The sequence below is a fragment of the Clostridium aceticum genome (genome assembly GCF_001042715.1).
GTDB classification, from domain to species: Bacteria; Bacillota; Clostridia; order Peptostreptococcales; family Natronincolaceae; genus Andreesenella; species Andreesenella acetica.
Genome location: NZ_CP009687.1, coordinates 3,300,078 through 3,323,757, shown reverse-complemented (window position 1 = coordinate 3,323,757; position 23,680 = coordinate 3,300,078). Strand labels below are relative to the sequence as shown.

Here is a 23,680-nt window from a genome sequence, read left to right as displayed (position 1 = left end):
TTGTAAAAATCTGCATAAGCTAAGAAGGATTTATATCCCTAAGAAGTGACAACCCCGTCCCATTGCGTCCCATTGATTCCTAGTCGTTTATGATCAATTGATTTTCTTCATTAAAGAAAGTTTTATAGCCTAGCTGTACAAATAGTATGACAGTGAGGGCAACACTGCCAAGAATACCAAGCATGATTGCTATCTGATATTCAATAGCGGTAACAGGAGATATGCCAGATAAAATTTGCCCAGTCATCATTCCAGGTAAAAATACGATACCCATCCCTACCATAGAGTTAATTGTTGGGAGGATTGCAGAATCAAAAGCATTATCTACTATTTGTTTTACAGCCATTTTAGGGGTTGCACCAAGCATCAATGCTGACTCAATAAGATGCCTCTCGGAATACATGCCACCTACAAGTCTTGTTACTCCAAGTGAAATGCCTGTCATGGAATTGCCAATAAGCATTCCAGCGATGGGAATGAAGTATCTAGGATCATACCAAGGAGAGATATTAATTACTACGAGTAAGAAATAAATAAGGCTTGATAATGTACCAAATAACATGGATATAGCAATAATCTTTTTTAGAGGTTTAGAAAGCTTTCCTTTCGTCCTTTTATAGATATTATGAATAGCAAATACCTCCATAACAACTATGACGATAATTGTATTTAAAGGGTTAATATTATTAAATAAATAGACAAGTATATAACCTACTAATATAAGTTGAACTGTCATTCTTATAGAAGAAATAAGGATTTCTTTTTCTCTTGAGATTCCCCTCATCCTTACAATAAACAATAGAATAACAACAAAAATATAAGCTGCTGCCATCTGCCATAATTGAAGTTCTATTACTCCATCCATAGTTTATACCCCCTTTCCGTTGATTATCTTACCTTGCTTTATCTCAATAATTTCATCAGCAAATTGACTTGCTACTTTTTTAGAATGGGTGACCATAATAAGGGTCTTATCACTTTCTTTGGTGTAATTTACCAGTGACTCGATAATTATATGCTCAGTATCTTCATCAAGAGCAGAAGAAGGCTCGTCGAGTAATAGTACTTCTGGATTCATAAGAATTACTCTAGCTAGAGCGACCCTTTGCTTTTCCCCACCAGATAACTTTTCAGTATCTTGACTTAGTTCTTTATTCAGCTTTACTAATTTTAATACTTCATAAAGCTGATTATCAGAGGCAAGTGGTCTCTCAGAAAACTTCAGTCCTATTAATAAATTATCCTTTATACTCCCACTAAAGATAGCAGGGGCTTGTGGAAGCATGACGACATCTCTTCTCAATTTTATAGAGTCTATGTCACTTAAGGGTTGGTTATTATAAAAAATCTCTCCCCTATCATAGCTAATTAGTTTATTTAAAAGACGTAATAATGTCGTTTTTCCACTGCCACTTTCCCCCACAATGCAAGTTGTTTTATGTTTTTTAATACTAAGACTTTCAATATTAAGAATATCCTTATATTTAACTTCCTTAAGTAAAAACATTGGAATCATCTTCCTTTCATTAATCTCTGATTTCTTTAAATAATTCATAAGCTTTTTTTCGGGCTTCTTCTAAAACTTCGTTTCCCAATGTAGTTATCTTATAGTATTTTCTAACCTTGCCCTCCACAGTCTTTTCTTCCTTTTCAACTAGCCCCTTGGACTCCATACTGTGTAGTAGTGGATATAAGGTTCCAGGGCTCATATCATACCCATGTTCTTTAAGTTCTTCTATCATCCAAGCGCCGTAGAAGGGGTCTTTTTTTGCGTGATGAAGTATATGGATTTGTATAAAACCTAAGAAAAATTTTCTTAAAATTTGGTCTTGCATTTTATTCACCTCTACTATATAATTCTGACTATATACTACGATATCAATATACGATATCAAGTTATGATATAATAATATCATAAAAGTTAACTCCTTACAAGCAGCTTTAAGGTAGTCTTATTCTGACAGGTGGAATTGCAATATTTTTACATGGATTACTTTTAATCTACTTTATTTATCCAATATGGGAAAACCTAAAGAAGATCAAAGGGATAAAGATTTCTTTAAAAAGTATCACTGCTGTAGTAGGTGGTTTAATTACCACTAAATGTTAATAGAGGCAAAAAACATATGCAGGTTTTCCTGTATATGTTTTAAAAATTTAAGATTAGTATATGCTCTTCTAGATAATAAATTTAGGAGTCTTTGCTTAAGGAGAGAAGAAATTTTGTAGAGTAGAGGTGTTATAACTGCAAAAACTTGAGGGTAAAAAGACCAATAAAATTCACTGTATAAAAACAGAAAGATTATTGACAAAATATTAACTATGATTTATTATGAAGGTAATGAAAGTTTATAAAAAACAACAAAGAATAGTCATGAAGACATATTTACGCCATGAAGGCTACTATAACTACTGTAATAAGTAGTTTTTGTAGTCTTTTTTTTTACCACTTAATACTATCTTTCCTAAAGGGAGAGATAGCACTCTAAATGACTACATGGCTTAGGTCAATACTTAATAGATAAAATATTGTAATATTGATTACAATTTATATTCTAAAAAAAGAATGTTGATGTAGACGCTAGTGCAAGCTATTGTCTAATTAAGTTTAAATATGAACAACATACCTACTAAAGTAGTTAAAAATGTTTTGATTTTTATAGCTCATAATATTAAAGGAGGCTAACTAATGGAACTAGAAAATATCAAGAATTATTGGAACAAACGAGCTGAGGGCTATTCACTGAGTATTAATGAGCAACTGCAAAATGATGTAAAAGAAGAATGTCTATCTATGCTACAGAAATATGCACCTAATAAGCCAAACTTGGACTGTCTAGATATTGGATGTGGTCCTGGATTTCTTTCCATACTTTTAGCTCAATGGGGTCACAAAGTAACAGCTGTGGACTATTCAGAAAACATGTTGGAATATGCTTCTAAAAATTTTTCTGAAGCAAAGGTTGATGTATCACTTTTACAGATGGATGCTCAGAACCTTCAATTTGAAGATGCAAGCTTTGATTATATTGTCTCACGAGATCTGGTATGGAATCTAGAGAATCCTGATAAAGCTTATACCGAATGGATGAGAGTTCTGCGTCCTGGTGGTCATATTCTCATTCTTGATGGTAATTATTATCTTCATTATTATAGTAAAGATTATGAGGAAGCTATAAAATCCAAGGAGAATAAACCAACTCACAAGTATATGCTGGGGGTAGATTCTACTCCTATTGAGAATATTGCTAAAGAGCTTCCTTTAAGCAGACAATATCGCCCAGCTTGGGACATATCGTATTTTATTAATGCAGGGGCAAGCAACATATCCTCTGATATAAAAAGAGAAAGATATATAAACAGCCAATCGAATACTGAAAAGTCAGTGATCAGTAAGTTTGCTTTGTGTGTGGTGAAAGCAGAGTAAATCTTATTTCGCCAATCTTGTGTGTATAAGTTGTATTATAAAAATAATTTTTTCAATATCTGTTTATAGGAGGAGATTTTTTGAAAACTTATGAAGTAGAAGAATTATTTGCAGAAGAGAAAAGTATTAAGAAACAGGGATTCTTAAAAGTAAGAAATACTGAAATAAAACTTCCTTTCACTTGTATTGCAGGAAAGGAAGGAGGTAAGACAATTCTAATAACTGCTGGAGTACATGGAGCTGAATATGTAGGTATAGAGACATCTAAAAATCTAGCTAAAATTATAGATTTAAATAAGGTTGCAGGAAAAATAATCATCATACATACAGTTAATTGTTCTGGTTTTAGAGAAAGATTAGCAGCTATTACGGAAGAAGATAGACAAAACCTAAATAGAATTTTTCCAGGAAATGAAAGTGGAAATACAAGTGAAAAGTTAGCCCATTTTATTCTAAACCAGCTATCCAAGAAGGTTGATTTTTATATAGACATGCATGGTGCAGATTTACATGGAACTATAAAGCCTTTGCTATTTTATCCTATAGCGGTAGAAAGAGAAGTTGCAGAAATTTCAAGGAAGGCTGCTGAAGCTTCTGGTTTTGAATATTTAGTAGCTTCTCATGCAAAGAATGGTTCTTATAGTAGTGCGGCATTAGAAGGAACACCAGGTATTTTAACTGAATTGGGGGGTATGGGAATCTGGAGTAAAGAAGAGGTAGACTGCTATACAGAAAAGATTTTAAATATTTTAGATCATCTTAAAGTTTATAGAATAGACAATAAATCAAATGCTAAAATAACCTTTTTTGATCCAGTAAATGAAATTATAGCAAAAGAGGAAGGTTATTGGTATCCTTCTTTTAAAACTGGAGATAAGGTAGGAAAAGAAGAAAAGATTGGGGAAATAAGAGATGTATTTGATAATTTATTAGGAGAATACTTTTCTCCTACTGACGGAATCATCTTATATCAAACTGTTGCTCTGGCTATTAAGGAAGAAGGGTTTTTAGCTGCCATTTCTTCAATTCAATCAAGGTAAGAATTTAATGTAAACTTATTGGAGGAATACTATGTCAAATCAAATACATGTTAGAAGAATAGATGTGGAAGAAGTACAAATAGCTCGTGAGTTTTTATTTAAAATGGTGAAGAAATTATTTAACACAGATGAAAATCCACTATATCATCATGATATTATAAATCTTAAAGAGGCCTATATCGACAATAAAAAGAATACTTTAGTGGGAGCCTTCAATGAATCAGGGGAATTAATTGGAACTATAGCAGTAAAGCAATTTGTAGATAGATTTAAAGTTTTAGAGGGAATGTATAAGGAAGAAGTAACAGCAGAATTAGGTAGATGTTATATAGATGAAAGTTTGAGAAGAAAGGGAATAGGTTCTCTTTTATTAGAAGAACTCCTTCAATTTTGTAAAGAAAGCGGATATGAAAAGGTCTATTTACATACCCATAGACATCTTCCAGGAGGCTTTGATTTTTGGACGAAGAAGGGATTTGTTATTACTGTTGAAGAGGGTGATCAGGAGGAAACAGTACATATGGAAAAAGAAGTACTATAGACTGAAAGTTCTCCAGGTTATACTGAATTGAATTTTAAAGGAAAGTTGTCGCTATTTGTATAAGTATTGTGTATGTTTGTGGCAATATTGGAGATAGAATGGGGTTAAAATCACCAGCACTATAAGCGTGAGACTGCACAAAAGCAACAGTTTATTTTATTAAACTGTTGCTTTTTTTGTAGCTGAATAATAAGAATTAAAGTAATATATATAAGTTGTAGTAAGTATGTTACATTGATCTTATTTATATGGTGTTAAATCCCCAGCTTCATTATAAAGGAGGCAATTTGTGATGAAATTCAGTAAAACTAGGCCCTATCCCCTAAGTTTTCGGGTGGGAATGTTATTACTTCTGTTGGGAACGGACCTATTTGGACGTGATGTACTGACTCGTACTTTATATGGCGGACAAACAACGCTGATTTCCTCCTTTTTGACACTAGGCATTGTGTTAGTGTTGGGGATATCTTTTGGCATGTTGACGGATGGTAGTGACCACTTTTTTCAGGCCCCGTATATTTTGATGAGTTCTGCTTTATTTATTATGTTCATAGTGTTGGCATTAAATTTAATTGGTGAAGGATTACGGCATCAGTTAGATCCATTTGAAAAATTGAAAATGTAAGGGGGGCAAAAGGATGAATCAGGATATCATTTTGCACTTGAAAAATCTAAGTGTGCCATATATGCAGGACAACCGCAAGCAAACTATTTTATATGTAGTTCTTCTTTAAAGTGAGAATACTTAATTTCTCTCCCTGCCTATTTGGGTGTATTTTTTTCTATAAAATCAGATAAAAATTTTTCCATTGCAGAAATAGACTCACTACTGATCACATGCTCGATTTCACAAGCATCTTTATTGGCAATAGCCTCATCTATTTTTAATACCTGCGTAAAGAATTTTTCAATGATTTTATGTTTTTTAGAGGTGAATTCTGCTAGCTTACGTCCAGCTGGGGTAAGAAACACCTCTTTATATTTTTCATTGACAATCAGTCCTTTTTCTGAAAGAGTGGACATGGCACTATTAGTGCTTGCTTTTGTCACCCTCAGCATTTCAGCAATATCAGATACCCTAGCACCCTTCTCATCTGTCGATAAAAGAAATATGGCTTCAAGATAGTTTTCCATAGCAATAGTAAGTTTTTTCATAAATTTCCTCCACAGAATATAAAGTTAAATAATTCTAACATATTTATTATACTTCAATTTCTTTAACATGCCAATAGAAACCAAGGTAAGAACCTCCTATGGCAATTTCTAAAGAAAAGCAGAAGAATAATTATTTTGCTATAAAACCTGTAAAAAGTTAATAAAAGAGAAAAATCTATTGCAATTTTTCAATAAAATCAGTAAAGTTAGATTATGCTAACTTTTTAGTTAAGTGCTTTATATAAGTTCATCGCATAGACGCTGTATTTCAGCTAGAAAACAGCTTTATGAGAGATAGAGGAGGAGGGACAGGATGTTTCAAAATGGAAAATGTTTATCCCTATTATTTATAGCAGTTATAGTTTTTACCAGTTTTACTGCATGTAGTTTAGGCAATGAGGATAGCAAGAGTGTTGAATTACAAGAGCATAAAGAAGCATGGGATACCGCCATTTCATTTAAGGATCTGGCAGATCGTGAGATTATCTTAGAGGCTCCTGCCAAACGCATCTTTCTTGGATTTTATGCGGAAAATTTTTTAGCAGTTAATGAAAACTTTGAAAATGTGGTGTGCATTTCAAAGGCAGAGTGGGCTGATTTTTTTAATGGACAGTACAATGCCTATGAGAAAAATATACCTGAACTAGCTCATATTATCAATACAGGATCTATCTATAATGGCTCTTTTAGTATGGAAACAGCCTTAAGTGTTGCCCCTGATGTAGCTATTTTAGCACCCTTTCAATATAGAATTTTGGGGGAAAATGTAAAAAAATTAGAAACTGCAGGCACCAAGGTAGTGGTCATTGACTATAATTCTCAAGAGGTCCATAAGCATATTTTAAGCACTCAGATTCTTGGTATGATTACAGGAAAAGAAGAGCGGGCAAAGGCGCTGGCGGATGAATATGCTGCAGCAGTTGAAGATGTGCAAAGAAGGGTTTCTGGTCTAAAAAATGAAGAGAAAAAAAGAGTCTATGTTGAATTGGGAAATCTAGGACCATCAGAGTATGGAAATAGCTATGGAGAGCATATGTGGGGCAACCTTATTACCATGGCTGGGGGAAAGAATATTGCTTTTGGCAAGGTAGAGAGCTATGGGTCTCTAAGTCCAGAACATATTCTGTCATCGGATCCCGAGGTGATTTTCCTAGTAGGTTCAAACTGGGTGAATGATGGAGGCAATCGAGTAAAGATAGGATTTGGAATTGACCGGAAAGAAACCATAGAAAGAATGAGACCCTATATACAGAGACCAGGATGGAAAAGGCTTTCTGCTATCAAAAAGGGTGAGATATATGCTGTTGACCATGGAGGTCTTAGAACCATTTATGATTATACTTATCTTCAGTTTATTGGAAAGGTACTGTATCCAGAGCTGTTTGAAGATATTAGCCCAGAACAAAATCTAATATCTTTTTATGAGCGATATATGCCTATTTCATTAGAAGGTTGCTTTATGACTAAATACCAGGATTAACGAGGGGGAATACAGGAATGATTTATACAAAACAACCAGATTCTGATACAGAGGTTCTACATTTTTATCAAAGGATGAATGCAAAGAGAAATAAGATTACTTTTATTACATTGATTGGTGTGATTGGTGCTTTATTGATAGATTTAATGGTAGGTTCTTCTGATCTCACTATTTCAGATGTATTTAGGGCATTGATCAACGGACCTAAAGGAGAAAGCATTACTGTATTCATCATATGGAATGTGCGTTTACCTATGACTTTCATTTGTTTATGGGTAGGTGCTTCTCTTGGCTTAGCAGGTAATCAGCTTCAGACTATCCTCGTCAATCCTTTAGCAAGCCCATATACACTGGGGATTTCATCCGCAGCTGGATTTGGTGCAGCTGTGGCTTTTATTACTGGATTTCCACTAGGGGGCGCCTTGTCTTGGATTAATGCTCCCCTTTTGGCTTTTATAATGACTATTTTATCAACCATGGTAATTTTTATACTAGGAAAAACAAAAGGGATGCAGTCTCAAACCATGATACTGTTAGGCATTATTATTCATTTTCTGTTTCAATCTTTATTATCTCTGATTCAATTTCGTTCTATTCCAGAGGTTGGAGGACAAATCCTATACTGGATGTTTGGAAGCTTACTTAAATCTACATGGACAGGTGTTAAAGTTAGCGGCGTCATATTTATAGCCTGTGCCATCATTCTTTCTCGATATGCATGGAGGCTGACGGCACTGTCCATAGGAGAGGAACGGGCAAAGAGTCTAGGTATAAACACCCAGCAGGTTAAGCTGCATGTTTTTATTTTAAGTGCACTTCTAACAGCAGGAGCTGTATCCTTCGTAGGTACTATTGGTTTTATTGGTCTAGTAGCTCCTCATTTTGCTCGTATGTTGGTAGGGGAGGATCAACGATATTTAGCTCCTATGTCCGCTATGTTTGGAGTTCTTTTGATGGTATGTGCATCCATTACAGCGAAACTGCTTATACCTGGCATTATTGTGCCTATAGGAATTGTAACTTCTCTGATAGGCATACCTTTTTTAGCTTATATGATTCTAAGGAGGAAAAAAAATGCTTATAATGGAATTGTCTAAAATTAGAATAAGCTATGAAAATAAAGAGGTTCTTAAGGATGTTTCTGCTGTATTAAGAGGAGGGCAGCTTATTTCTGTAATAGGCTCCAATGGAGTAGGAAAAACAACATTGATTAAGGCTATCGCAGGGTTAGTTAAGTTTCAGGGAAGTATTGAGATCAAAATGGAAGAAGGAGAAAGAATTTCTTCAAAGGAGATAGCCTATGTGCCTCAGATAATACCAGCATTTTCTGATTTGACAGTATTTGAAATGGTTTTATTAGGACGGGTGAAGGATTTAAGTTGGAAGGTGGAACAAGCTCACCTAAATGAGGTTACCAAAGTATTAAACGAATTAGAGCTAATGGCTCTCAGCTGTCGGTCCTTCTCAAAGTTAAGTGAAGGAGAGAAACAGCTGGTTATTTTAGCTCAGGCTTTGGTCTCTAATCCTAAGGTCTTACTTTTAGATGAACCCACCAGCACTTTAGATATCCGTCATCAGCTTCAAGTCTTGAATATAGCACAAAGCTACAGCAAAACCACTGGAGCCATTACTATTACTGCACTTCATGATTTAGCTCTGGCTGCTCGCTACAGCGATTATATGATTTTGCTTAATGGAGGCTATTCTCTCAAGCAGGGAGATCCCTACAGCGTTGTAGATCCGGATTTGTTGGAAAAAGCTTATAAGGTGGAAGTAGAAGTCGGTCTAAGCACTAGAGGATATACCACCATTACTCCAATAAGGCTTAGCTAGCCTTTATTCTAAAATGGGAAAAAGAAGTTTAACCATAAATTCTGTTTTATCTTGATGTACTATAAATTTTCCATGATGCTGTTCCATAATCTTTTCACAGGTCTTGAAGCCAAGCTTTGTACTTTCAAAAGTTTGGGGACTCTGAAGAATACTATTGGAAAGCTCTACAACCATAATGTTATTCTCTATATAATTAATAATTTTAACAGGGTAGGAAGGATCTGCATATTTTAGAATATTAGAAAAAAGATTATCGAATAATCTTTGTATCAAGTCTAAATGGATTTCAATAGCATATCTATCATTGGTGGTTTTGTTTTGAATAAAAAATCCCTGCTGCTCTAAAAGAAAAAGATGGTCTTGTATGATTTTATCTAGTTCAGTAGCTCCAAAACAGGTTGTAAAGGATTCTTGATCTGCCACCTGAGTAGATACAAAAAAATACTGAAATAGATTGTCAATTAGTGTCTTTAACTGTAATGCCCGAGCCCTACATTTAGATAAATAGGAGGAACTATTAGAAGATTCAGAGCTTTCTTGGCCCACCATAATATCTAGATAGCCTATGATTGTTGTCAGGGGAGTTCTTAAGTCATGGGAAATTCTGGCCATTACTTCATTACTGGCAGCTTTAAGCTCATTGGTATACTCCTCTCGCAGTATAAATGTCTTACGCATCTCATCAATTCCCTTGGCTAATTCAGTCAATTCATCCTTCCCCTTTATAGTAATAGACTGATTTAAGTTTCCTGCTTGGAGACCTTTAATTTCTTTTACTAAAATATTAATATAACCTGCCTTTTTTATGATCAATAGATGTATGATAGCTATAAAAGAAATAAAAAACATAAGAAGACTAAAATATGTACTATAGTCTTGAAAACGATGCTGAAATAGATCAAGAACTACAACGAAGGCTTTATGATCAGAAAAACAAATGGGATAAAGTTTTTGCCAAGGTAAGGGAGAAATATCAATGCCATAGTCTAGGGAGCTGGCGGAATAGGAGCTATGGGAATCATATATCAGCAAATTGTTATAATAAATTGATATCATGGTTAGTCCCTTACCTTCTACCCATTGGGCAATTTGAGGAAAATCATAGACGGATAGATTATGGTCAAAAATGTATCGCTGCAAATCAGCAACCTTTTTTTGTTCCTGATAAGAGATGACTTCTGGATTAGTACAATAATGCGTTAAGATTCGAGAGGTCAAAGATTGGAACGTTAAAAAAATCAAAATTGAAAGCATAAAAGCCAAAAGTCCGCTTATCCCTAGCTTATAGTATAATTTAACTGGTTGTTTGTTTCTAGCCAATTTCGTAACCCTTTCCCCAAACTGTTCGGATATATTTAGGATTTTGATAATCTAATTCAATTTTTCTTCTAAGGTTTTTAACATGAACCATCACCGTATTACTAGAGCTAGGTAAAAAAGCTTCATTCCAAACACTTTCATAAATTTCTTCAGAGGACAGAATCCTCGAAGGATTTTGAAGGAGCAGCTTTAAAATCTTGTATTCCTTATCTGTTAGATTAATTTCTTTTCCTAATATCCATACAGTTTTCTTTGAAAAATCCACACAGAGATCCCTTATATGAATACTTTCAGTAGAAGTATGTTTTTTTCCCCCTTGATAGATAAAGTATCTGCGAAGAAGTGCTTTGACACGAGCTATTAGCTCAGAAGAAGAAAAAGGTTTTACTAAATAATCATCTCCTCCACAGGAAAATCCCATCTCTTTGTCCTTATCCGCTGCCTTGGCGGTTAAAAATAAGATAGGTGCTGTTGTGATTTCACGGATTTTTTCACATATTTCAAAGCCTGAGTGCTTTGGCATCATTACATCTAATATAATAAGGTCAATGGGATTTGAAAAAAAGGCAAGAGCTTTAGAGCAATCCTGCACTTCCTGTACCCTAAAACCTTCTTTACGAAGCAATACCCCTAAAATTTCACAGATTTCTGGATTATCGTCAATAATAAGAATATTTCCAGTATAGTCAGTCATTTCTTTACCACCATCCATATCTATAATCTAAACCATAAGACCAACTAAGATGAAATGTATTAAGTAATAAGCATAAAGCTTTATAACGGAATCATTAGCGTTAACTTAAGCTATAATTTGTCATCCTGAGTGGAGCAAAGCGGAGTCGAAGGATCTTAGTGTTAGTAAAATGACAGTTCCAGAGGATTTTGACAATAATTGTATTAAGTTAACGCCTAGGGTAAGGGAATATAACAAAGATGAATACTCATATATTTTTTTAGTGCCATTAACTCCATTTAAAACAAAAAGTTTGATCCCTCTAACTTTCTTTAGTTTATCAGCTTTTTGATTAGAAATCAACTATATATCAATCTTAAGGCACTGTCCCTGTGGTGTAGCGGATGTAATATATTTATTGCGACTTATATAAATATAAATTCTGAAGAAATCTGAAGATTAACTGAAAACTATTGTCATTCATTTTAAAAAACAGTAAAGTTAGATTGTACTAACTTCAAATGTGGTACAGCTTGTAAATAAAAATATAGGTCATAGGAATAATACCTGTATTTTATTTGCAAAAAATTATATGAGATAAGAGGGAGGAAAAGAGATGAAAAACAAAAAATTAAGATTTACATTAGTTGCATTATTATGTGCTTTTGTTTTTGCTTTTGCAGGTTGTTCCACTAATAAACCAGTTGAAGTGGCAGACACAGAAATTATCGAAGCCAAGGATGAGCTAGTTCTTGCTTTAGGACTTGTAGATAATGGGCAGTTTGATCCTAAAAAAGGATGGGGGACACACGGACAGATAAGATTAACACATAGTTCTTTATTAAAGCGAGATGCCGATTTAAATATTCTTGGTGATTTAGCTACTACTTATGAAATCAGTGAAGATGGTCTGCAATGGATGTTTTCCCTTCGAGATGACGTGAAGTTTTCAAATGGAGAAGCAGTAACTATCGAAGATGTTGTATTTACATATGAAATGCTGAAGGAAGATGGGATAAAGTTTGATTTATCCTTTGTAGACAATATTGAGGTTCAAGACAAAAAGACTATTATTTTTAATTTAACTGAGCCTAGATCTACATTTGTAGGCCAATTAACTGAAATTGGAATTGTTCCTAAAGATATATATGACGATAACTATTCTAATAATCCTATTGGCTCTGGGCCCTATGTGGTAGCTCAATATGATGAGGGTCAGCAGCTAATATTAGAAGAAAATCCTCATTATTATGGTACTAAACCACAGTTTAAAAAGCTAACCTTCTTACTTTTAAGCGAGGACACTGCACTAGCAGCAGCTAGAGCTGGTGAAGTTGATATTGCTTATGTTCCTACTGCTTTTGCAGATCAGAAAATAGAAGGAATGGTTCTAAGGGCTTTTGAAAGTATTGATGTCAGAGGATTAGTACTACCTACGGTAAAAAGTGGGGCAAAGGGTCTCACCAGTGGAAATGAGGTGGAGGTTGGTAATGACGTAACCTCGGATATTGCTATAAGAAGAGCACTTGCTGTAGGTCTTAACCGCCAAAACTTGATAGATATTGTGCTGAAAGGTCATGGACAGAAAGCTTATTCCCTTTGTGACAAAATGCCATGGTTTAATTCTGATACTGTAGTAGAGGACGGAAATATAGAAGAAGCTAAAAAGATTTTAGCTGATGCTGGTTGGATAGATACGGATAATGATGGGATCCTAGAAAAGGATGGTTTAAAGGCTGAATTTGATCTCTATCACTCAGCAAGTGATCAGCTGCGAACTGATATTGCTTTGGTTGTAGCAGATATGGCAAAGGAATTAGGTATTAAGATTAACACTGTAGGAACTACTTGGGATGAGATTTTCTTGAAGGGAAAAACTAATGCAGTTGTATGGGGTGGAGGAAGACACCATGCCCATCAGCTTTATACCATGTATTCTTCTAATGCTATAGATACTGGAATTAATAATATGCCTAATTATCAAAATCCTAAAGTAGATGAATATCTTCAAAAAGCAATGAATGCTTCTAGTCAGGAGGAAGCAAATAAGTATTGGAAGCTTGCACAATGGGATGGAGAAACTGGATTTAGTTTACTAGGAGATGCTCCTATTGTATGGCTGCTTAGATTTGATCATACCTATTTAGCAAATGAAAAATTAGATTTAGGGAAACAGCCAATTGTTTCGCATGGACAGGAATGGTCCATCTTGGGAAATATAACAGAGTGGAACTGGAAGAATTAATGAGATAAAGAGATAGGAGGGTGAGTTTTGGGACTTGTTTAAAGTTGCATAAGCCACCCTTTTTATTAGAGAGAGGTGAAGACGAAAATGTTAAAGATCATAACATTAAGATTGTGTAGAATAATTACACTACTGATAGGACTGTCTATTCTTTCATTTTATTTGATGTATCAATCTCCTATTGATCCAGTGAAGGCTTATATTGGTGGAGATACATCTGTAACGCCAGAGCAAATCGAAAAAATAGAGGAATATTGGGGTGTGAACAAGTCTCCTGTTGAACAATATATTTCTTGGATAAGGGCGTTATCAGCGGGAAATCTTGGAACATCTAAACTATATCGTAGACCAGTTATAGAGATAGTAAAACATAGGTTCGCAGCATCTCTAGCTTTAATGGGGGCTGCTTGGCTGCTATCGGGGGTTTTTGGATTTATCCTTGGAGTAGTGGCATCTATGAATCAAGGTAAACTTATTGATAAGATTATAAGGTGGTATAGTTATATACTGGCTTCAACGCCAACATATTGGTTGGGACTAATCTTTTTAATTATATTTGCCGTGTGGTTAAAGTGGTTACCTGTCGGTCTGGCGGTGCCGCCAGGGCTTTTAAAACATGAAGTGCAATTTATTGATCGAGTACGTCATTTTATCCTACCGGCATTGACATTGAGTGTCTTAGGGGTAGCAAATGTTGCTTTACATACAAGAGAGAAAATGCTAGATGTATTAAACAGTGAATATGTTATTTTTGCTAAAGCTAGAGGTGAGAAAAAGTGGGAAATTTTCTGGAACCATGGCTTCCGCAATACCATTATTCCAGCTATGACTTTACAATTTGCTTACTTTGGAGAATTGTTTGGAGGGTCTGTACTAGCAGAACAGGTTTTTTCCTATCCAGGATTAGGATCTACCCTTACCACAGCAGGATTAAGCGGTGATTTACCACTACTTATGGGGATTATCATTTTCAGTGCTCTGTTTGTGTTTTCGGGAAATTTTATTGCCGATATCTTAAACACAGTTGTAGATCCTAGAATGAAAGAGGTGAATTGATATGGAAATGATCGATGCTAAACATAAATTCAATGGAAGAAAACAAATCTTAGTCAGTATTTGGATTTCTGCTTCCTTTATTATTGTAATACTGTTACTAAGTGTTTTGTTAGGGAATGACAGGTTGCAAACCAATGGGACAACAATGAACTTTTCTCCCAGTTTTTCCTATTTATTCGGCACTGACTGGCTTGGACGGGATATGTTTACAAGAACGATAAAGGGCTTACGACTTTCATTGATGGTGGGTGCTTTTGCTTCAGCAATTAGTGCAGTAGTTGCTACGGTATTGGGTGTATGTGCAGCTGTCTTTGGAAAAGCTGTGGATACAATTATTTCTTGGTTTATTGATTTGTTTATAGGAATGCCTCATTTAGTTTTTATCCTTTTGATTTCCTTTATGGCAGGTGGAGGGATGAGGGGGGTTATTTTAGGCGTTTCCTTAACCCATTGGCCTTCTTTAGCTAGAATCATTCGTGCGGAGGTACTACAAATAAAAAATGCTGAATATATCAACATATCCAGAAGGTTTGGAAAATCTAGCTGGTTTATTGCAAAACAACATGTTATTCCTCATATTTTGCCACAGGTTATGATTGGATTTCTATTATTATTTCCTCACGTTATTTTACACGAAGCAGGCATAACATTTTTAGGCTTCGGACTATCTCCTCAAACGCCTGCTATAGGCATTATCCTTTCTGAAGCTATGAGGCATACTTCTACTGGTATGTGGTGGCTGGCTTTCTTCCCAGGATTAATGCTGGTGGTTGTTGTCAAAAGCTTTGACAATATAGGGGAACAACTTAGAATGCTAATGGATCCCAGCAGTTCAAATGAATAAGGAGGAGAAGATTGAATGAATAACGCAAATAATAACTTTCTAAAGGTTGAAAAGCTTTCCATCTCCTTTATTCAATATGTGAGAGCTACAAAAACTCGTATAATTCAGCCAATATCAGATTTAAGCGTAGATATAAAAGAAGGAGAAATCATGGCGGTAGTGGGGGCAAGTGGTTCAGGTAAAAGTCTCCTTGCCCATGCAATTCTAGGCATATTACCTGGTAATGCCATTTGTCAAGGAAACATCATTTATCGTGGTGAGGAACTTACAGATGAAAGGAAAGAGCAGCTTAGAGGGAAAGAGATAGCCTTCATCCCTCAATCAGTAAATTATCTAGACCCTTTAATGAAAGTAGGAAAACAGGTTCAGATTGGATTGCATAAAAAAACCGCTGAAAAGCAGCAAAAACAACTTTTTGCAAAGTATGAGCTAAAAGAGAGTGACGGTGAACTATTTCCCTTTGAATTGTCTGGGGGAATGTTAAGAAGAGTGATGTTTGCCACATGTGTACGAGAGGGCGTTAGGCTTGTTGTTGCAGATGAACCAACACCAGGTATTCACCCTGAAGCACTATCGGAAATTTTATCACAACTGGCTGATTTTGCAAAAAATGGGGCAGGAGTTATGTTGATTACCCATGATATTGTATCAGCACTGGAGGTAGCGGACCGTGTTGCTGTTATTAAAGATGGTAAAACAGTAGAAATTGCAGATGCTAAAGCATTTCAAGGGAAGGGAGAGCAGTTAAAAGAGGAATATACTAGGAAGTTATGGAATGCTTTACCACAAAATGAGTTTTCTTTTTAATAAACTGAAGTATGAGGTGGTGATAAAATGGCGCTTATCAGCGAAAATATAGGACACTATTATAAAAAGAATCAGTGGGTTTTAAAGGATGTAAATATCTGTTTACAGCCAGGAGAAGTTCTTGGACTTTCGGGATACAGTGGTTCAGGAAAAACAACTTTAGCAAGAATACTAGGAAGTTACATAAAACCCAAAGAGGGGCAGGTAATGTTAGACGGTAAAAAGATTGTGGATATAGGATTTCAACCAATACAGCTTATATTTCAGCATCCTGAAAAGGCTGTAAACCCTAAATGGCGCATGAGGGATATCTTGACGGAATCCTATGTTCCTCAACAGGATATTTTGGATAAGTTTGAGATTAGGGATGAGTGGATGAATAGATGGCCCATAGAACTATCTGGAGGTGAACTTCAGAGATTTTGCATTGTCAGAGCCCTTAATCCCAATACAAAATACATCATTGCAGATGAGATGACTACAATGCTTGATGCTATTACTCAGGCTAAAATATGGTATGAACTCATACAAATATGTAGGGAACGATCTTTAGGTTTAGTAGTTGTCAGTCACGAGAAAAGCCTATTAAACAGATTGTGTGACAGAATTTATGATGTTAAAAAAAATTCTTATGCAAGTGCAGTATAGATAAGAATAAGAAAAAGTAAAAAACAGCTGCAATTTTAAAAAAATTGCAGCTGTTTTTTTATTTTATAAAATTAACAGAAAACACAGGGAAGAGGTTATTACTGTTGAAGAGGGTGATCAGGAGGAAACAGTACATATGGAAAAAGAAGGACTATAGACTGAAAGTTCTCCAGGTTATACTGAATTGAATTTTAAAGTTATTAAAAAAGTTAAAGGAAGATATAACTATAGTTATGTAATTGATATAGAAAAATCTACTTACTAAGAATGGTTGTACTCTCCATGGGGATATCATTATTTCTAAAGAGGATATACACAAGATGTTGTCAAAGGATTTTAAGGAGAAATGATGTTCTGTCATGAATTTACAAAGTCATTTAAAAAATTGCCCTTTCCTGATTTAAACAGGAGAGGGCAATTTCACTTTGGTTTTTAACTGGATTTTGATTTTGTTATTTCCTCTAAAGTTAAGTTGGGTATTTTTGTTCCACTTATCTTTGAAGCAACCATTAATATAACTATCATAAGGCCTATAGCCAAAAACAGAGTGGCTACACTGCCAGTTAAACCAGCTATAGCGTAGGCCGTTAAGCTGGCGACAGCATTTATTAGGGCATAGGGCACTTGTGTTTTTACGTGGTCAACATGATCACATCCTGCACCGGTTGAAGCTAAAATGGTTGTATCGGATATAGGAGAACAATGATCTCCAAACAATCCACCAGAAAGTACAGCTGCAATACTAACGTACATAGGAGCCCCTAAGGAATGAGCCATTGGTATGGCGATGGGTATTAATATTGCAAAGGTGCCCCACGATGATCCAGTAGAAAAGGACATGATTGCTCCAGCAATAAATACCATACTAGGTATTGCCCAAGGAGCTATAGTGTTTTGTGAGATTTCTACAATATAATTGGCAGTACCCATTTCTTTAATAACAGAACTTAAGGACCACGCTAGAACTAATATGATGGAAACTGTCATCATTTTCTGCATGCCTTTAATGTAAGTATCAAAAGCCTCATTAACTTTCTTGACTTTGTAATAAACCATCATGCTCATCAAAACCAGTGCTGCTAAAAAATAACCAGTAGTCAGTGCTGTTCTGAATACTCCTCCAGGCACCGGTTGGAATGGAAAGCCTTTAGGAATTAAAAGAGCAAACAATGTAACCAATAGAACCAATATAGGTAGCCAAACTAAGATAGCTTTACTATTATGATGGGTTTCTATCATTGAATCCGATTGACGTAAAAGTTTTGCTCCTGGCCAGAAGGTCTCCCCTGTTTCCTGGGTTCTTTTTTCTGCCTTAGCCATTGGTCCGAATTCTATACCTGTAAAAGCCACCAATGGTACCATTAGTATGGCTAGTATAGGATAGAACTGAAAGGGTATGGCACGAACAAATGCAGTCCAATCAGATTCTATAATATTTAAAACTTCATATTCTTTTTGTATTAATCCCATAACATATACTCCCCAACCTATGAAGGGTACCAATACACATACAGGAGATGCTGTAGAATCTATAATCCAAGCTAATTTTTCTCTAGATATTCTAATTTTATCCGTAATAGGTTCAAATATAGGCCCTACAATAAGAGGTGTTCCTAAATCTGAAAAGAATATACCAATTCCCCCTATCCAAGCTGATAACTGGGCTTTTGCCCTTGTATTAATGTATTTAGATACATTTTTAGCAAATGCAACAGCTCCACCAGAGGATTCAATCAAGGTAACAAATCCTCCAATAAACACTAATAAAACCAATACGCCTGCATTATAGCTGTCCGTCAGTTGAACAAATAAGTAATCTTGTATCATGGTAGTAATACCTGTGATAGGGTTTCCACCTACCAATACTAAGATGCCGGCTAAACCTCCAAGAAAAAGCGAGACGATAACATTCTTTGTAATGATAGATAATACAATTGCTAGTATAGGTGGTAATAATGATAAAATCCCCATGTGTTCCATAATAACATTCCCCTTTTTATAATATAGTCTATGTAAATTCGCATTGTTATGATTATACATCAGTATAAATAATCATGCAATAATTTTTATAAATGTGAATCAATTGATTTGATATGTAGCAAAAAAACGGTGACTGCAAAACCTTCAAGTGATAGAGAACTCTTAGAAGCCTATAAAAACAGACACCTCAATAAAGGATTACAGGAACTTTGGAACAAATACGGCAGAGAAAACTTTGAACTATCAGTTATCAAAGTGTTAAAGTATGATGACCCAAACGAAGATCATACAGCGGAGTTAGAAAGTTTAAGGGAGCAGTGTTTAGCTGCTGATCCTAATGCAAGGAGGATATGGATTGTGTGAAAATAGGGAAACTGATTGCTAATCTGTGAAAAGAAAAAAACTTACACAGAAAAATATTGCAGATGCGTTGGGCGTTCAAAGTAAAACAGTTTCCAATAACTATTGGTGGCAAACTATACGTTTATTGTATTAACCATGGTTTAGTGGTATACTCAGATAATCTATAATGATACTTAAAGCAGACTAGATGTTAATAAATGAAGGAGTGTTACAATCAATGAGAGATCATCAAATAAAAGAAAATATACTATTTCAGCTAGACATGTGCTGGCAACTTTATCTTTACCATATTGAAAACCTTGAGGAGACAGAGGCACTTTGGACATTCAACCTCTCAGGTCTCCAGGTACGTAAGCAAGAGGATGGGTGGTGCATAGATTGGCCTGAAAGGGAAAGTTATGAGATTGGACCCTCCAGTATTGCATGGACTATGTGGCATATTATATATTGGTGGACTACTGCATTAGATTGCAATTTTGGAGAAGGCACATTAAATAAAGAAGACATCCCTTGGCCAGGGAGTGTTGACAAGGCAAAAGAAGCAATAAAATTATTACGGGATGAATGGGTATCAAAACTAAATGAGTTGTCGGAGGAAGATTATCATTTAAAGAAGCATGCTAAATGGCCATTAGCAGATAGGAGTTTTGTCGATATTGCACTTTGGCTAAATGGAGAATTAATGAAAAATGCAGCGGAGATAGGCTATGGGCGATTTCTATATGCAACCTGTAAAAAATAATGATGGAACACTTTAGTGATGATTATGATAATGATTGGGATACAGTATATATTCTCAGGAAGAATCAAAAAATTGTAAAATTCAGTAGAGAAAATAACAAACCCTATACCATGCAAGGAAAGAAAGCGTGAACTAAGATTGTGGCCTATGATAATTCAAGATATATATTTAGGTGGTGAGCAAAATGCATATTTCCATTTACTGCTGAAATGGAGATATGCTGTAGGAAATTTTGATTTGCTGTTGATGTAAATTCAGTATCAAAGGGGAATATAGTAAGATTGACAACAGCGGTACCTACCGTAACAGAGATTATAGACGAGGACACTTTTAACTGGAGTGTTCTTTTTATGCTGATTACTTTAGTACCCGTTCATAATAATGCAGCTATGATCAGATTATTACTAGATATATAGCTTATAGGTTGATGGGTGGATTAGTGATTGGTAATTTGCAATGAAATAATAAGCAAGGGGACGAGAGGGCGAGATTTATGTTTGCTAAAGCTAAATATATATGTTATTATATTAATGAATTAAAAGAGAATGGAGGGTTACTTAAAAATGTGTGGAATGTTTAGATCTCGATTTTATACTTTATGCAACTAATTGAATAGTGCTTAAAGGATCTACCTATGTGTAGAGTAATCGGGATTGGTCTGCCTATTTTTAAGAAAACCTTATTAACGATGATTAAATTTATATGAGACGTTAAAAAAGGAGGGACAAATCTACCCTCTTTTTGTGTGTCTAAAAATAAAATCATAATCAATGAGAAATTTTACCATTATAATATCAGTAAGGCTAAAACTATGACTATTTTTGCGTTCTTAGTTTAATTTTAGATTTATTAAATTTGCAAGTATGTATCTGCAAAAATAATAATAGTACTTGTTTTTCCTTATTTTAAAAGCCTATTGAAAAGTTTTCTTAAAATGACCATATATTTAAAGTGTAAGAACAACTTGTTTCTATAATGAAATGCAAGGTGTTTCTATTTTGTTATATATTTTCCGTTACTCAATGCACAGGCAGCCAACCTGTGTTTTTTTGTTGCAAAAAACACAGAAAAATAGGAGTGAAGTAATGAATAAAAAAAGGAAAAATATTTTAAATAATAATTTTATGTTATTCCTACTTGGTAGAATGGTATCTGATATAGGTAATAGTGTACAAATGATGATTATGCCGCTATATATTATAGACATCGGAGGCTCAGCTGCCACAATTGGATTGTTTTCCTTCTTATCATTGTTGCCAGCATTGATCATCTATCCCTTCGCAGGTGTCATTGGAGATAGGATGAATAGAAAAATGATTATGGTGGTAACAGACTTGATTAGTGCAGGGGTAATATTAGCTTTAGGATTTATCTCATATTGGGGATTTATGGGGATTCCTCTATTATTAATAGTTCAGGCAGTGATTTCTTTATTAAATGGCTTGTTTGAACCAGCCACAAGAGGAATGCTACCCCAGCTTGTTGATAAAGGGGAGCTGACAAGACGTAATTCTACTGTTGCATCTATGAGGAGTCTATCGATTATGTTGGGACCAGTTGTAGGCACCGTTTTATACGCTAAATACGGGATTACAATGGTTTTTATGATTAATGGGACTTCATTTCTCCTATCGGGAGCCAGTGAGATGATGATTCAGTATGTTCATGTAAAACGCAAAAAAACAGAGGGAGCAAAGGGAATGATTAATGATCTGCTGGAAGGGATTCAGTTCATCATGAAAAACAGGATTATTCGTAATATGTGTTATTTCTTTTTAGTCATCTACTTTGTAGTGCAACCAATTTTTAGTGTCATTCTACCACTATTTTTTAAGACGAACTTACAATATCCTGATACTCAATACGGGTATTTGCAAACAATTATTATATTAGGTTCGCTACTAGGGAGTGTGATGGTAGGAATTTGGTTTGGAAAAGAGGAGGAAGTAACAAAGCCTTTTACAATTGGTAGTGGTTTACTTTTAGGGACTATGCTACTATTTTCTATTTTACTTTTCCCAAAGAGTTTAGCCATGTTGGGAAATGATACAATGCTATATTTGGTTGTATTGGCAGGCGTGCTAGGTCTATTTAGTCTTGCCAATATAGTTATATCTGTACCTGTGCAAACTTATATACAGAGAGAAACGCCAGATGAATATATGTCTAGGGTATTTTCTTTAGTTAGTATGATTTCTAGAGGCGGTATGCCCCTTGGCGCGCTAGCATATGGAATTGTTCTCGAATGGATTGAAATACACTGGGCAGTATTGATGGCTGCTTTATTGATGATGGTGATTTGCAAGACATTCATATCTTTGCTGACAATGGATTGCAAAATGTAAAAACCATATCAATATCTAAAAAAAGTAAAGATTGTTATCTGTTGTGTATGACAAATGAAGAGAATCATATTTATGAGCCACAATACAAAAAGATTGAAGCTAATGAATTAAGATGCAAGGCAGTTTTTCTGCCTTTAGATGACAATAATAAAATGAATACTGGGAGGAAATGAAAATGAATACACTTAAAGTTAAAGAATTAGCAAATAATAAAGGTCTGGATATTTTGGAAGACACCATAAAAATTAATGGATCGGGTGTTGACTTTCTAGTCGCTCATGCCAAAGTGGAAAACGGAGATAAGTGGATACTAAGGATTCCTCGGAGACCAGAATCTATGAGACATGCTCTACAGGAGAAAAAAGCGTTAAATATCATAACTAACTATGCAAGCTTTCAAGTTCCCGATTGGTCGGTTTTTTCAGAAGACTTAATTGCCTATAAGCAGCTAAGTGGTATTCCAGCCGCTACTATTGACGTTGAACAACAAGCTTATATATGGAGTTTTGATGAAACCAATGTACCATCTGAATATTATTACTCATTAGGAAAAGCTCTAGCAAATTTACACGCATTACCTCAAGATGAATTCAAAAATATCGGTGTTGAAATTCTTGGGGCTAGTGAGTTAAAAGCATCCATGAAACAGCGAATGGAATGTGTGAAAGAAAAATATCATGTCAACTCAAATTTATGGGACCGATGGCAAGCATGGTTAGCTGAAGACTCTCTTTGGCCGTCTCATACAGGGGTAAAACATGGAGATCTACATCCAGGACATATCCTTATTGATAAGAACAATCATGTTACTGGAATAATTGATTGGACAGAAGTAGGGGTAGCTGATGTGTCTGTAGATTTCATGTCTCATTATCTACTCTTTGGCAAAGATGGACTGAAGAAGTTGATTGACGCTTATGATAATGCAGGAGGTAAAACTTGGGCAAGAATGGATGAGCATATTGTTGAGCTTCTAACAACAAGTGGTATCACTGTTGCCGAATACGCTCAAGTGTCAGGTATGAAAGATATGCATCAGACGGCTGCACATATGCTTGCAAGTGAAAGGTAATAAGCAAGGAGCGGTAGACTTAGTGAAAATGGATGATTATTCCATATTGCTTTTTATGCTTTTCGTACTAAATCACTAATGTTTTCAAGGAATATAGTATATTTATGAA

Annotated in this window: 24 protein-coding genes; 17 read left to right on the top strand and 7 right to left on the bottom strand. The window is 35.1% G+C overall.

The annotated features are described in order from the left end of the window. Positions 1–79: 79 nt before the first annotated feature. From CACET_RS15225 to CACET_RS15215, 3 genes are read right to left on the bottom strand one after another with little or no spacing between them, the layout of a single operon-like run. Positions 80–865, bottom strand: a complete 786-nt coding sequence (locus CACET_RS15225) for an ABC transporter permease (protein WP_044824413.1) — start codon at positions 863–865, stop codon at positions 80–82. Positions 866–868: 3 nt separating this feature from the next. Then, the gene (locus CACET_RS15220; protein WP_044824414.1) at positions 869–1,507 is read right to left on the bottom strand and encodes an ABC transporter ATP-binding protein; all 639 of its coding nucleotides are present in this window, start codon (positions 1,505–1,507) and stop codon (positions 869–871) included. A gap of 19 nt (positions 1,508–1,526) precedes the next feature. Then, the gene (locus CACET_RS15215; RefSeq protein WP_479722635.1) at positions 1,527–1,916 is read right to left on the bottom strand and encodes a PadR family transcriptional regulator; all 390 of its coding nucleotides are present in this window, start codon (positions 1,914–1,916) and stop codon (positions 1,527–1,529) included. Between the two features lie 773 nt (positions 1,917–2,689). Here CACET_RS15215 and CACET_RS15210 point away from each other — a divergent pair. The 4 genes from CACET_RS15210 to CACET_RS15195 all read left to right on the top strand — a co-directional run bounded on the left by CACET_RS15210 (position 2,690) and on the right by CACET_RS15195 (position 5,633). Next, entirely contained in the window at positions 2,690–3,427 is a 738-nt protein-coding gene (locus CACET_RS15210) for a class I SAM-dependent methyltransferase (RefSeq protein WP_044824415.1), read from the top strand. Between the two features lie 80 nt (positions 3,428–3,507). Continuing rightward, the gene (locus CACET_RS15205) at positions 3,508–4,467 is read left to right on the top strand and encodes a M14 family metallopeptidase (protein ID WP_044824416.1); all 960 of its coding nucleotides are present in this window, start codon (positions 3,508–3,510) and stop codon (positions 4,465–4,467) included. A gap of 31 nt (positions 4,468–4,498) precedes the next feature. Then, complete coding sequence (locus tag CACET_RS15200; RefSeq protein ID WP_044824417.1) at positions 4,499–5,008, top strand: GNAT family N-acetyltransferase; 510 nt, start codon at positions 4,499–4,501, stop codon at positions 5,006–5,008. A gap of 292 nt (positions 5,009–5,300) precedes the next feature. Continuing rightward, positions 5,301–5,633 carry a hypothetical protein gene (locus tag CACET_RS15195; protein WP_044824418.1) on the top strand — a complete coding sequence of 111 codons (333 nt, stop codon included), beginning with the start codon at positions 5,301–5,303 and terminating at the stop codon, positions 5,631–5,633. A gap of 137 nt (positions 5,634–5,770) precedes the next feature. On the opposite strand, the gene CACET_RS15190 is transcribed toward CACET_RS15195, so the two are convergent. Beyond that, the gene (locus CACET_RS15190; RefSeq protein WP_044824419.1) at positions 5,771–6,163 is read right to left on the bottom strand and encodes a metal-dependent transcriptional regulator; all 393 of its coding nucleotides are present in this window, start codon (positions 6,161–6,163) and stop codon (positions 5,771–5,773) included. A 313-nt stretch (positions 6,164–6,476) separates the two neighbouring features. Here CACET_RS15190 and CACET_RS15185 point away from each other — a divergent pair, with 313 nt between their 5' ends. From CACET_RS15185 to CACET_RS15175, 3 genes are read left to right on the top strand one after another with little or no spacing between them, the layout of a single operon-like run. Beyond that, positions 6,477–7,643 (top strand): ABC transporter substrate-binding protein, encoded by a 1,167-nt coding sequence (locus tag CACET_RS15185; protein WP_052661333.1) that lies wholly within the window; start codon positions 6,477–6,479, stop codon positions 7,641–7,643. A 17-nt stretch (positions 7,644–7,660) separates the two neighbouring features. Continuing rightward, positions 7,661–8,740 carry a FecCD family ABC transporter permease gene (locus CACET_RS15180; RefSeq protein ID WP_044824420.1) on the top strand — a complete coding sequence of 360 codons (1,080 nt, stop codon included), beginning with the start codon at positions 7,661–7,663 and terminating at the stop codon, positions 8,738–8,740. Continuing rightward, entirely contained in the window at positions 8,718–9,476 is a 759-nt protein-coding gene (locus CACET_RS15175) for an ABC transporter ATP-binding protein (protein WP_044824548.1), read from the top strand. Before CACET_RS15180 ends, CACET_RS15175 begins: the two co-directional genes overlap by 23 nt. A 3-nt stretch (positions 9,477–9,479) precedes the next feature. Here CACET_RS15175 and CACET_RS15170 read toward each other — a convergent pair whose 3' ends face one another. Further along, positions 9,480–10,796, bottom strand: a complete 1,317-nt coding sequence (locus CACET_RS15170) for a HAMP domain-containing sensor histidine kinase (protein WP_044824421.1) — start codon at positions 10,794–10,796, stop codon at positions 9,480–9,482. Next, positions 10,789–11,508, bottom strand: a complete 720-nt coding sequence (locus tag CACET_RS15165) for a response regulator transcription factor (RefSeq protein WP_242849915.1) — start codon at positions 11,506–11,508, stop codon at positions 10,789–10,791. The genes CACET_RS15170 and CACET_RS15165 overlap by 8 nt, the downstream gene beginning before the upstream one ends. Positions 11,509–12,085: 577 nt before the next feature. On the opposite strand from CACET_RS15165, the gene CACET_RS15160 reads away from it, so the two are divergent. The 5 genes from CACET_RS15160 to CACET_RS15140 all read left to right on the top strand — a co-directional run bounded on the left by CACET_RS15160 (position 12,086) and on the right by CACET_RS15140 (position 17,069). Next, complete coding sequence (locus tag CACET_RS15160) at positions 12,086–13,714, top strand: ABC transporter substrate-binding protein (RefSeq protein WP_044824423.1); 1,629 nt, start codon at positions 12,086–12,088, stop codon at positions 13,712–13,714. Between the two features lie 87 nt (positions 13,715–13,801). Continuing rightward, positions 13,802–14,770: an ABC transporter permease gene (locus CACET_RS15155; protein ID WP_044824424.1), complete on the top strand. Its 969-nt coding sequence runs from the start codon at positions 13,802–13,804 to the stop codon at positions 14,768–14,770. A gap of 1 nt (position 14,771) precedes the next feature. Further along, on the top strand, positions 14,772–15,614 hold the full coding sequence (locus tag CACET_RS15150) for an ABC transporter permease (RefSeq protein WP_044824425.1): 843 nt from the start codon (positions 14,772–14,774) through the stop codon (positions 15,612–15,614). Between the two features lie 15 nt (positions 15,615–15,629). Continuing rightward, the gene (locus tag CACET_RS15145; protein ID WP_044824426.1) at positions 15,630–16,421 is read left to right on the top strand and encodes an ATP-binding cassette domain-containing protein; all 792 of its coding nucleotides are present in this window, start codon (positions 15,630–15,632) and stop codon (positions 16,419–16,421) included. Positions 16,422–16,448: 27 nt separating this feature from the next. Next, positions 16,449–17,069: an ABC transporter ATP-binding protein gene (locus CACET_RS15140; RefSeq protein ID WP_044824427.1), complete on the top strand. Its 621-nt coding sequence runs from the start codon at positions 16,449–16,451 to the stop codon at positions 17,067–17,069. Positions 17,070–17,501: 432 nt separating this feature from the next. Here the strand turns inward: CACET_RS15140 and CACET_RS15135 are convergent, their stop codons facing one another. Beyond that, positions 17,502–19,049, bottom strand: coding sequence for a Na+/H+ antiporter NhaC family protein (locus CACET_RS15135; protein ID WP_044824428.1), 1,548 nt, complete (start codon positions 19,047–19,049; stop codon positions 17,502–17,504). A gap of 129 nt (positions 19,050–19,178) precedes the next feature. Between CACET_RS15135 and CACET_RS15130 the strand changes: the two genes are divergently transcribed. From CACET_RS15130 to CACET_RS15110, 5 genes are all read left to right on the top strand, one after another. Next, positions 19,179–19,412 (top strand): GIY-YIG nuclease family protein, encoded by a 234-nt coding sequence (locus CACET_RS15130; protein ID WP_053072945.1) that lies wholly within the window; start codon positions 19,179–19,181, stop codon positions 19,410–19,412. 217 nt (positions 19,413–19,629) lie between these two features. Then, positions 19,630–20,154: a DinB family protein gene (locus CACET_RS15125; RefSeq protein WP_044824429.1), complete on the top strand. Its 525-nt coding sequence runs from the start codon at positions 19,630–19,632 to the stop codon at positions 20,152–20,154. A gap of 281 nt (positions 20,155–20,435) precedes the next feature. Beyond that, on the top strand, positions 20,436–20,570 hold the full coding sequence (locus CACET_RS21180; RefSeq protein WP_278287085.1) for a hypothetical protein: 135 nt from the start codon (positions 20,436–20,438) through the stop codon (positions 20,568–20,570). A gap of 669 nt (positions 20,571–21,239) precedes the next feature. Next, positions 21,240–22,499 (top strand): MFS transporter, encoded by a 1,260-nt coding sequence (locus tag CACET_RS15120; protein ID WP_044824430.1) that lies wholly within the window; start codon positions 21,240–21,242, stop codon positions 22,497–22,499. A gap of 169 nt (positions 22,500–22,668) precedes the next feature. Further along, a complete protein-coding gene (locus tag CACET_RS15110) occupies positions 22,669–23,571 on the top strand; it encodes a macrolide 2'-phosphotransferase (RefSeq protein ID WP_341410592.1) in 903 nt (300 codons plus the stop codon). Positions 23,572–23,680 lie beyond the last annotated feature (109 nt).

What these genes read in the sequence shown, in the direction of transcription:
- CACET_RS15140 (WP_044824427.1), top strand. Translation starts at nt 16,449, where the DNA reads ATGGCGCTTATCAGCGAAAATATAGGACACTATTATAAAAAGAATCAG.
- CACET_RS15165 (WP_242849915.1), bottom strand. Translation starts at nt 11,508, where the DNA reads ATGGATGGTGGTAAAGAAATGACTGACTATACTGGAAATATTCTTATT.
- CACET_RS15145 (WP_044824426.1), top strand. Translation starts at nt 15,630, where the DNA reads ATGAATAACGCAAATAATAACTTTCTAAAGGTTGAAAAGCTTTCCATC.
- CACET_RS15110 (WP_341410592.1), top strand. Translation starts at nt 22,669, where the DNA reads ATGAAAATGAATACACTTAAAGTTAAAGAATTAGCAAATAATAAAGGT.
- CACET_RS15195 (WP_044824418.1), top strand. Translation starts at nt 5,301, where the DNA reads ATGAAATTCAGTAAAACTAGGCCCTATCCCCTAAGTTTTCGGGTGGGA.
- CACET_RS15155 (WP_044824424.1), top strand. Translation starts at nt 13,802, where the DNA reads ATGTTAAAGATCATAACATTAAGATTGTGTAGAATAATTACACTACTG.
- CACET_RS15200 (WP_044824417.1), top strand. Translation starts at nt 4,499, where the DNA reads ATGTCAAATCAAATACATGTTAGAAGAATAGATGTGGAAGAAGTACAA.
- CACET_RS15215 (WP_479722635.1), bottom strand. Translation starts at nt 1,916, where the DNA reads ATGATATTATTATATCATAACTTGATATCGTATATTGATATCGTAGTA.
- CACET_RS15180 (WP_044824420.1), top strand. Translation starts at nt 7,661, where the DNA reads ATGATTTATACAAAACAACCAGATTCTGATACAGAGGTTCTACATTTT.
- CACET_RS15220 (WP_044824414.1), bottom strand. Translation starts at nt 1,507, where the DNA reads ATGTTTTTACTTAAGGAAGTTAAATATAAGGATATTCTTAATATTGAA.
- CACET_RS15125 (WP_044824429.1), top strand. Translation starts at nt 19,630, where the DNA reads ATGAGAGATCATCAAATAAAAGAAAATATACTATTTCAGCTAGACATG.
- CACET_RS15185 (WP_052661333.1), top strand. Translation starts at nt 6,477, where the DNA reads ATGTTTCAAAATGGAAAATGTTTATCCCTATTATTTATAGCAGTTATA.
- CACET_RS15210 (WP_044824415.1), top strand. Translation starts at nt 2,690, where the DNA reads ATGGAACTAGAAAATATCAAGAATTATTGGAACAAACGAGCTGAGGGC.
- CACET_RS15190 (WP_044824419.1), bottom strand. Translation starts at nt 6,163, where the DNA reads ATGAAAAAACTTACTATTGCTATGGAAAACTATCTTGAAGCCATATTT.
- CACET_RS15225 (WP_044824413.1), bottom strand. Translation starts at nt 865, where the DNA reads ATGGATGGAGTAATAGAACTTCAATTATGGCAGATGGCAGCAGCTTAT.
- CACET_RS15120 (WP_044824430.1), top strand. Translation starts at nt 21,240, where the DNA reads ATGAATAAAAAAAGGAAAAATATTTTAAATAATAATTTTATGTTATTC.
- CACET_RS15175 (WP_044824548.1), top strand. Translation starts at nt 8,718, where the DNA reads ATGCTTATAATGGAATTGTCTAAAATTAGAATAAGCTATGAAAATAAA.
- CACET_RS15135 (WP_044824428.1), bottom strand. Translation starts at nt 19,049, where the DNA reads ATGGAACACATGGGGATTTTATCATTATTACCACCTATACTAGCAATT.
- CACET_RS15150 (WP_044824425.1), top strand. Translation starts at nt 14,772, where the DNA reads ATGGAAATGATCGATGCTAAACATAAATTCAATGGAAGAAAACAAATC.
- CACET_RS15160 (WP_044824423.1), top strand. Translation starts at nt 12,086, where the DNA reads ATGAAAAACAAAAAATTAAGATTTACATTAGTTGCATTATTATGTGCT.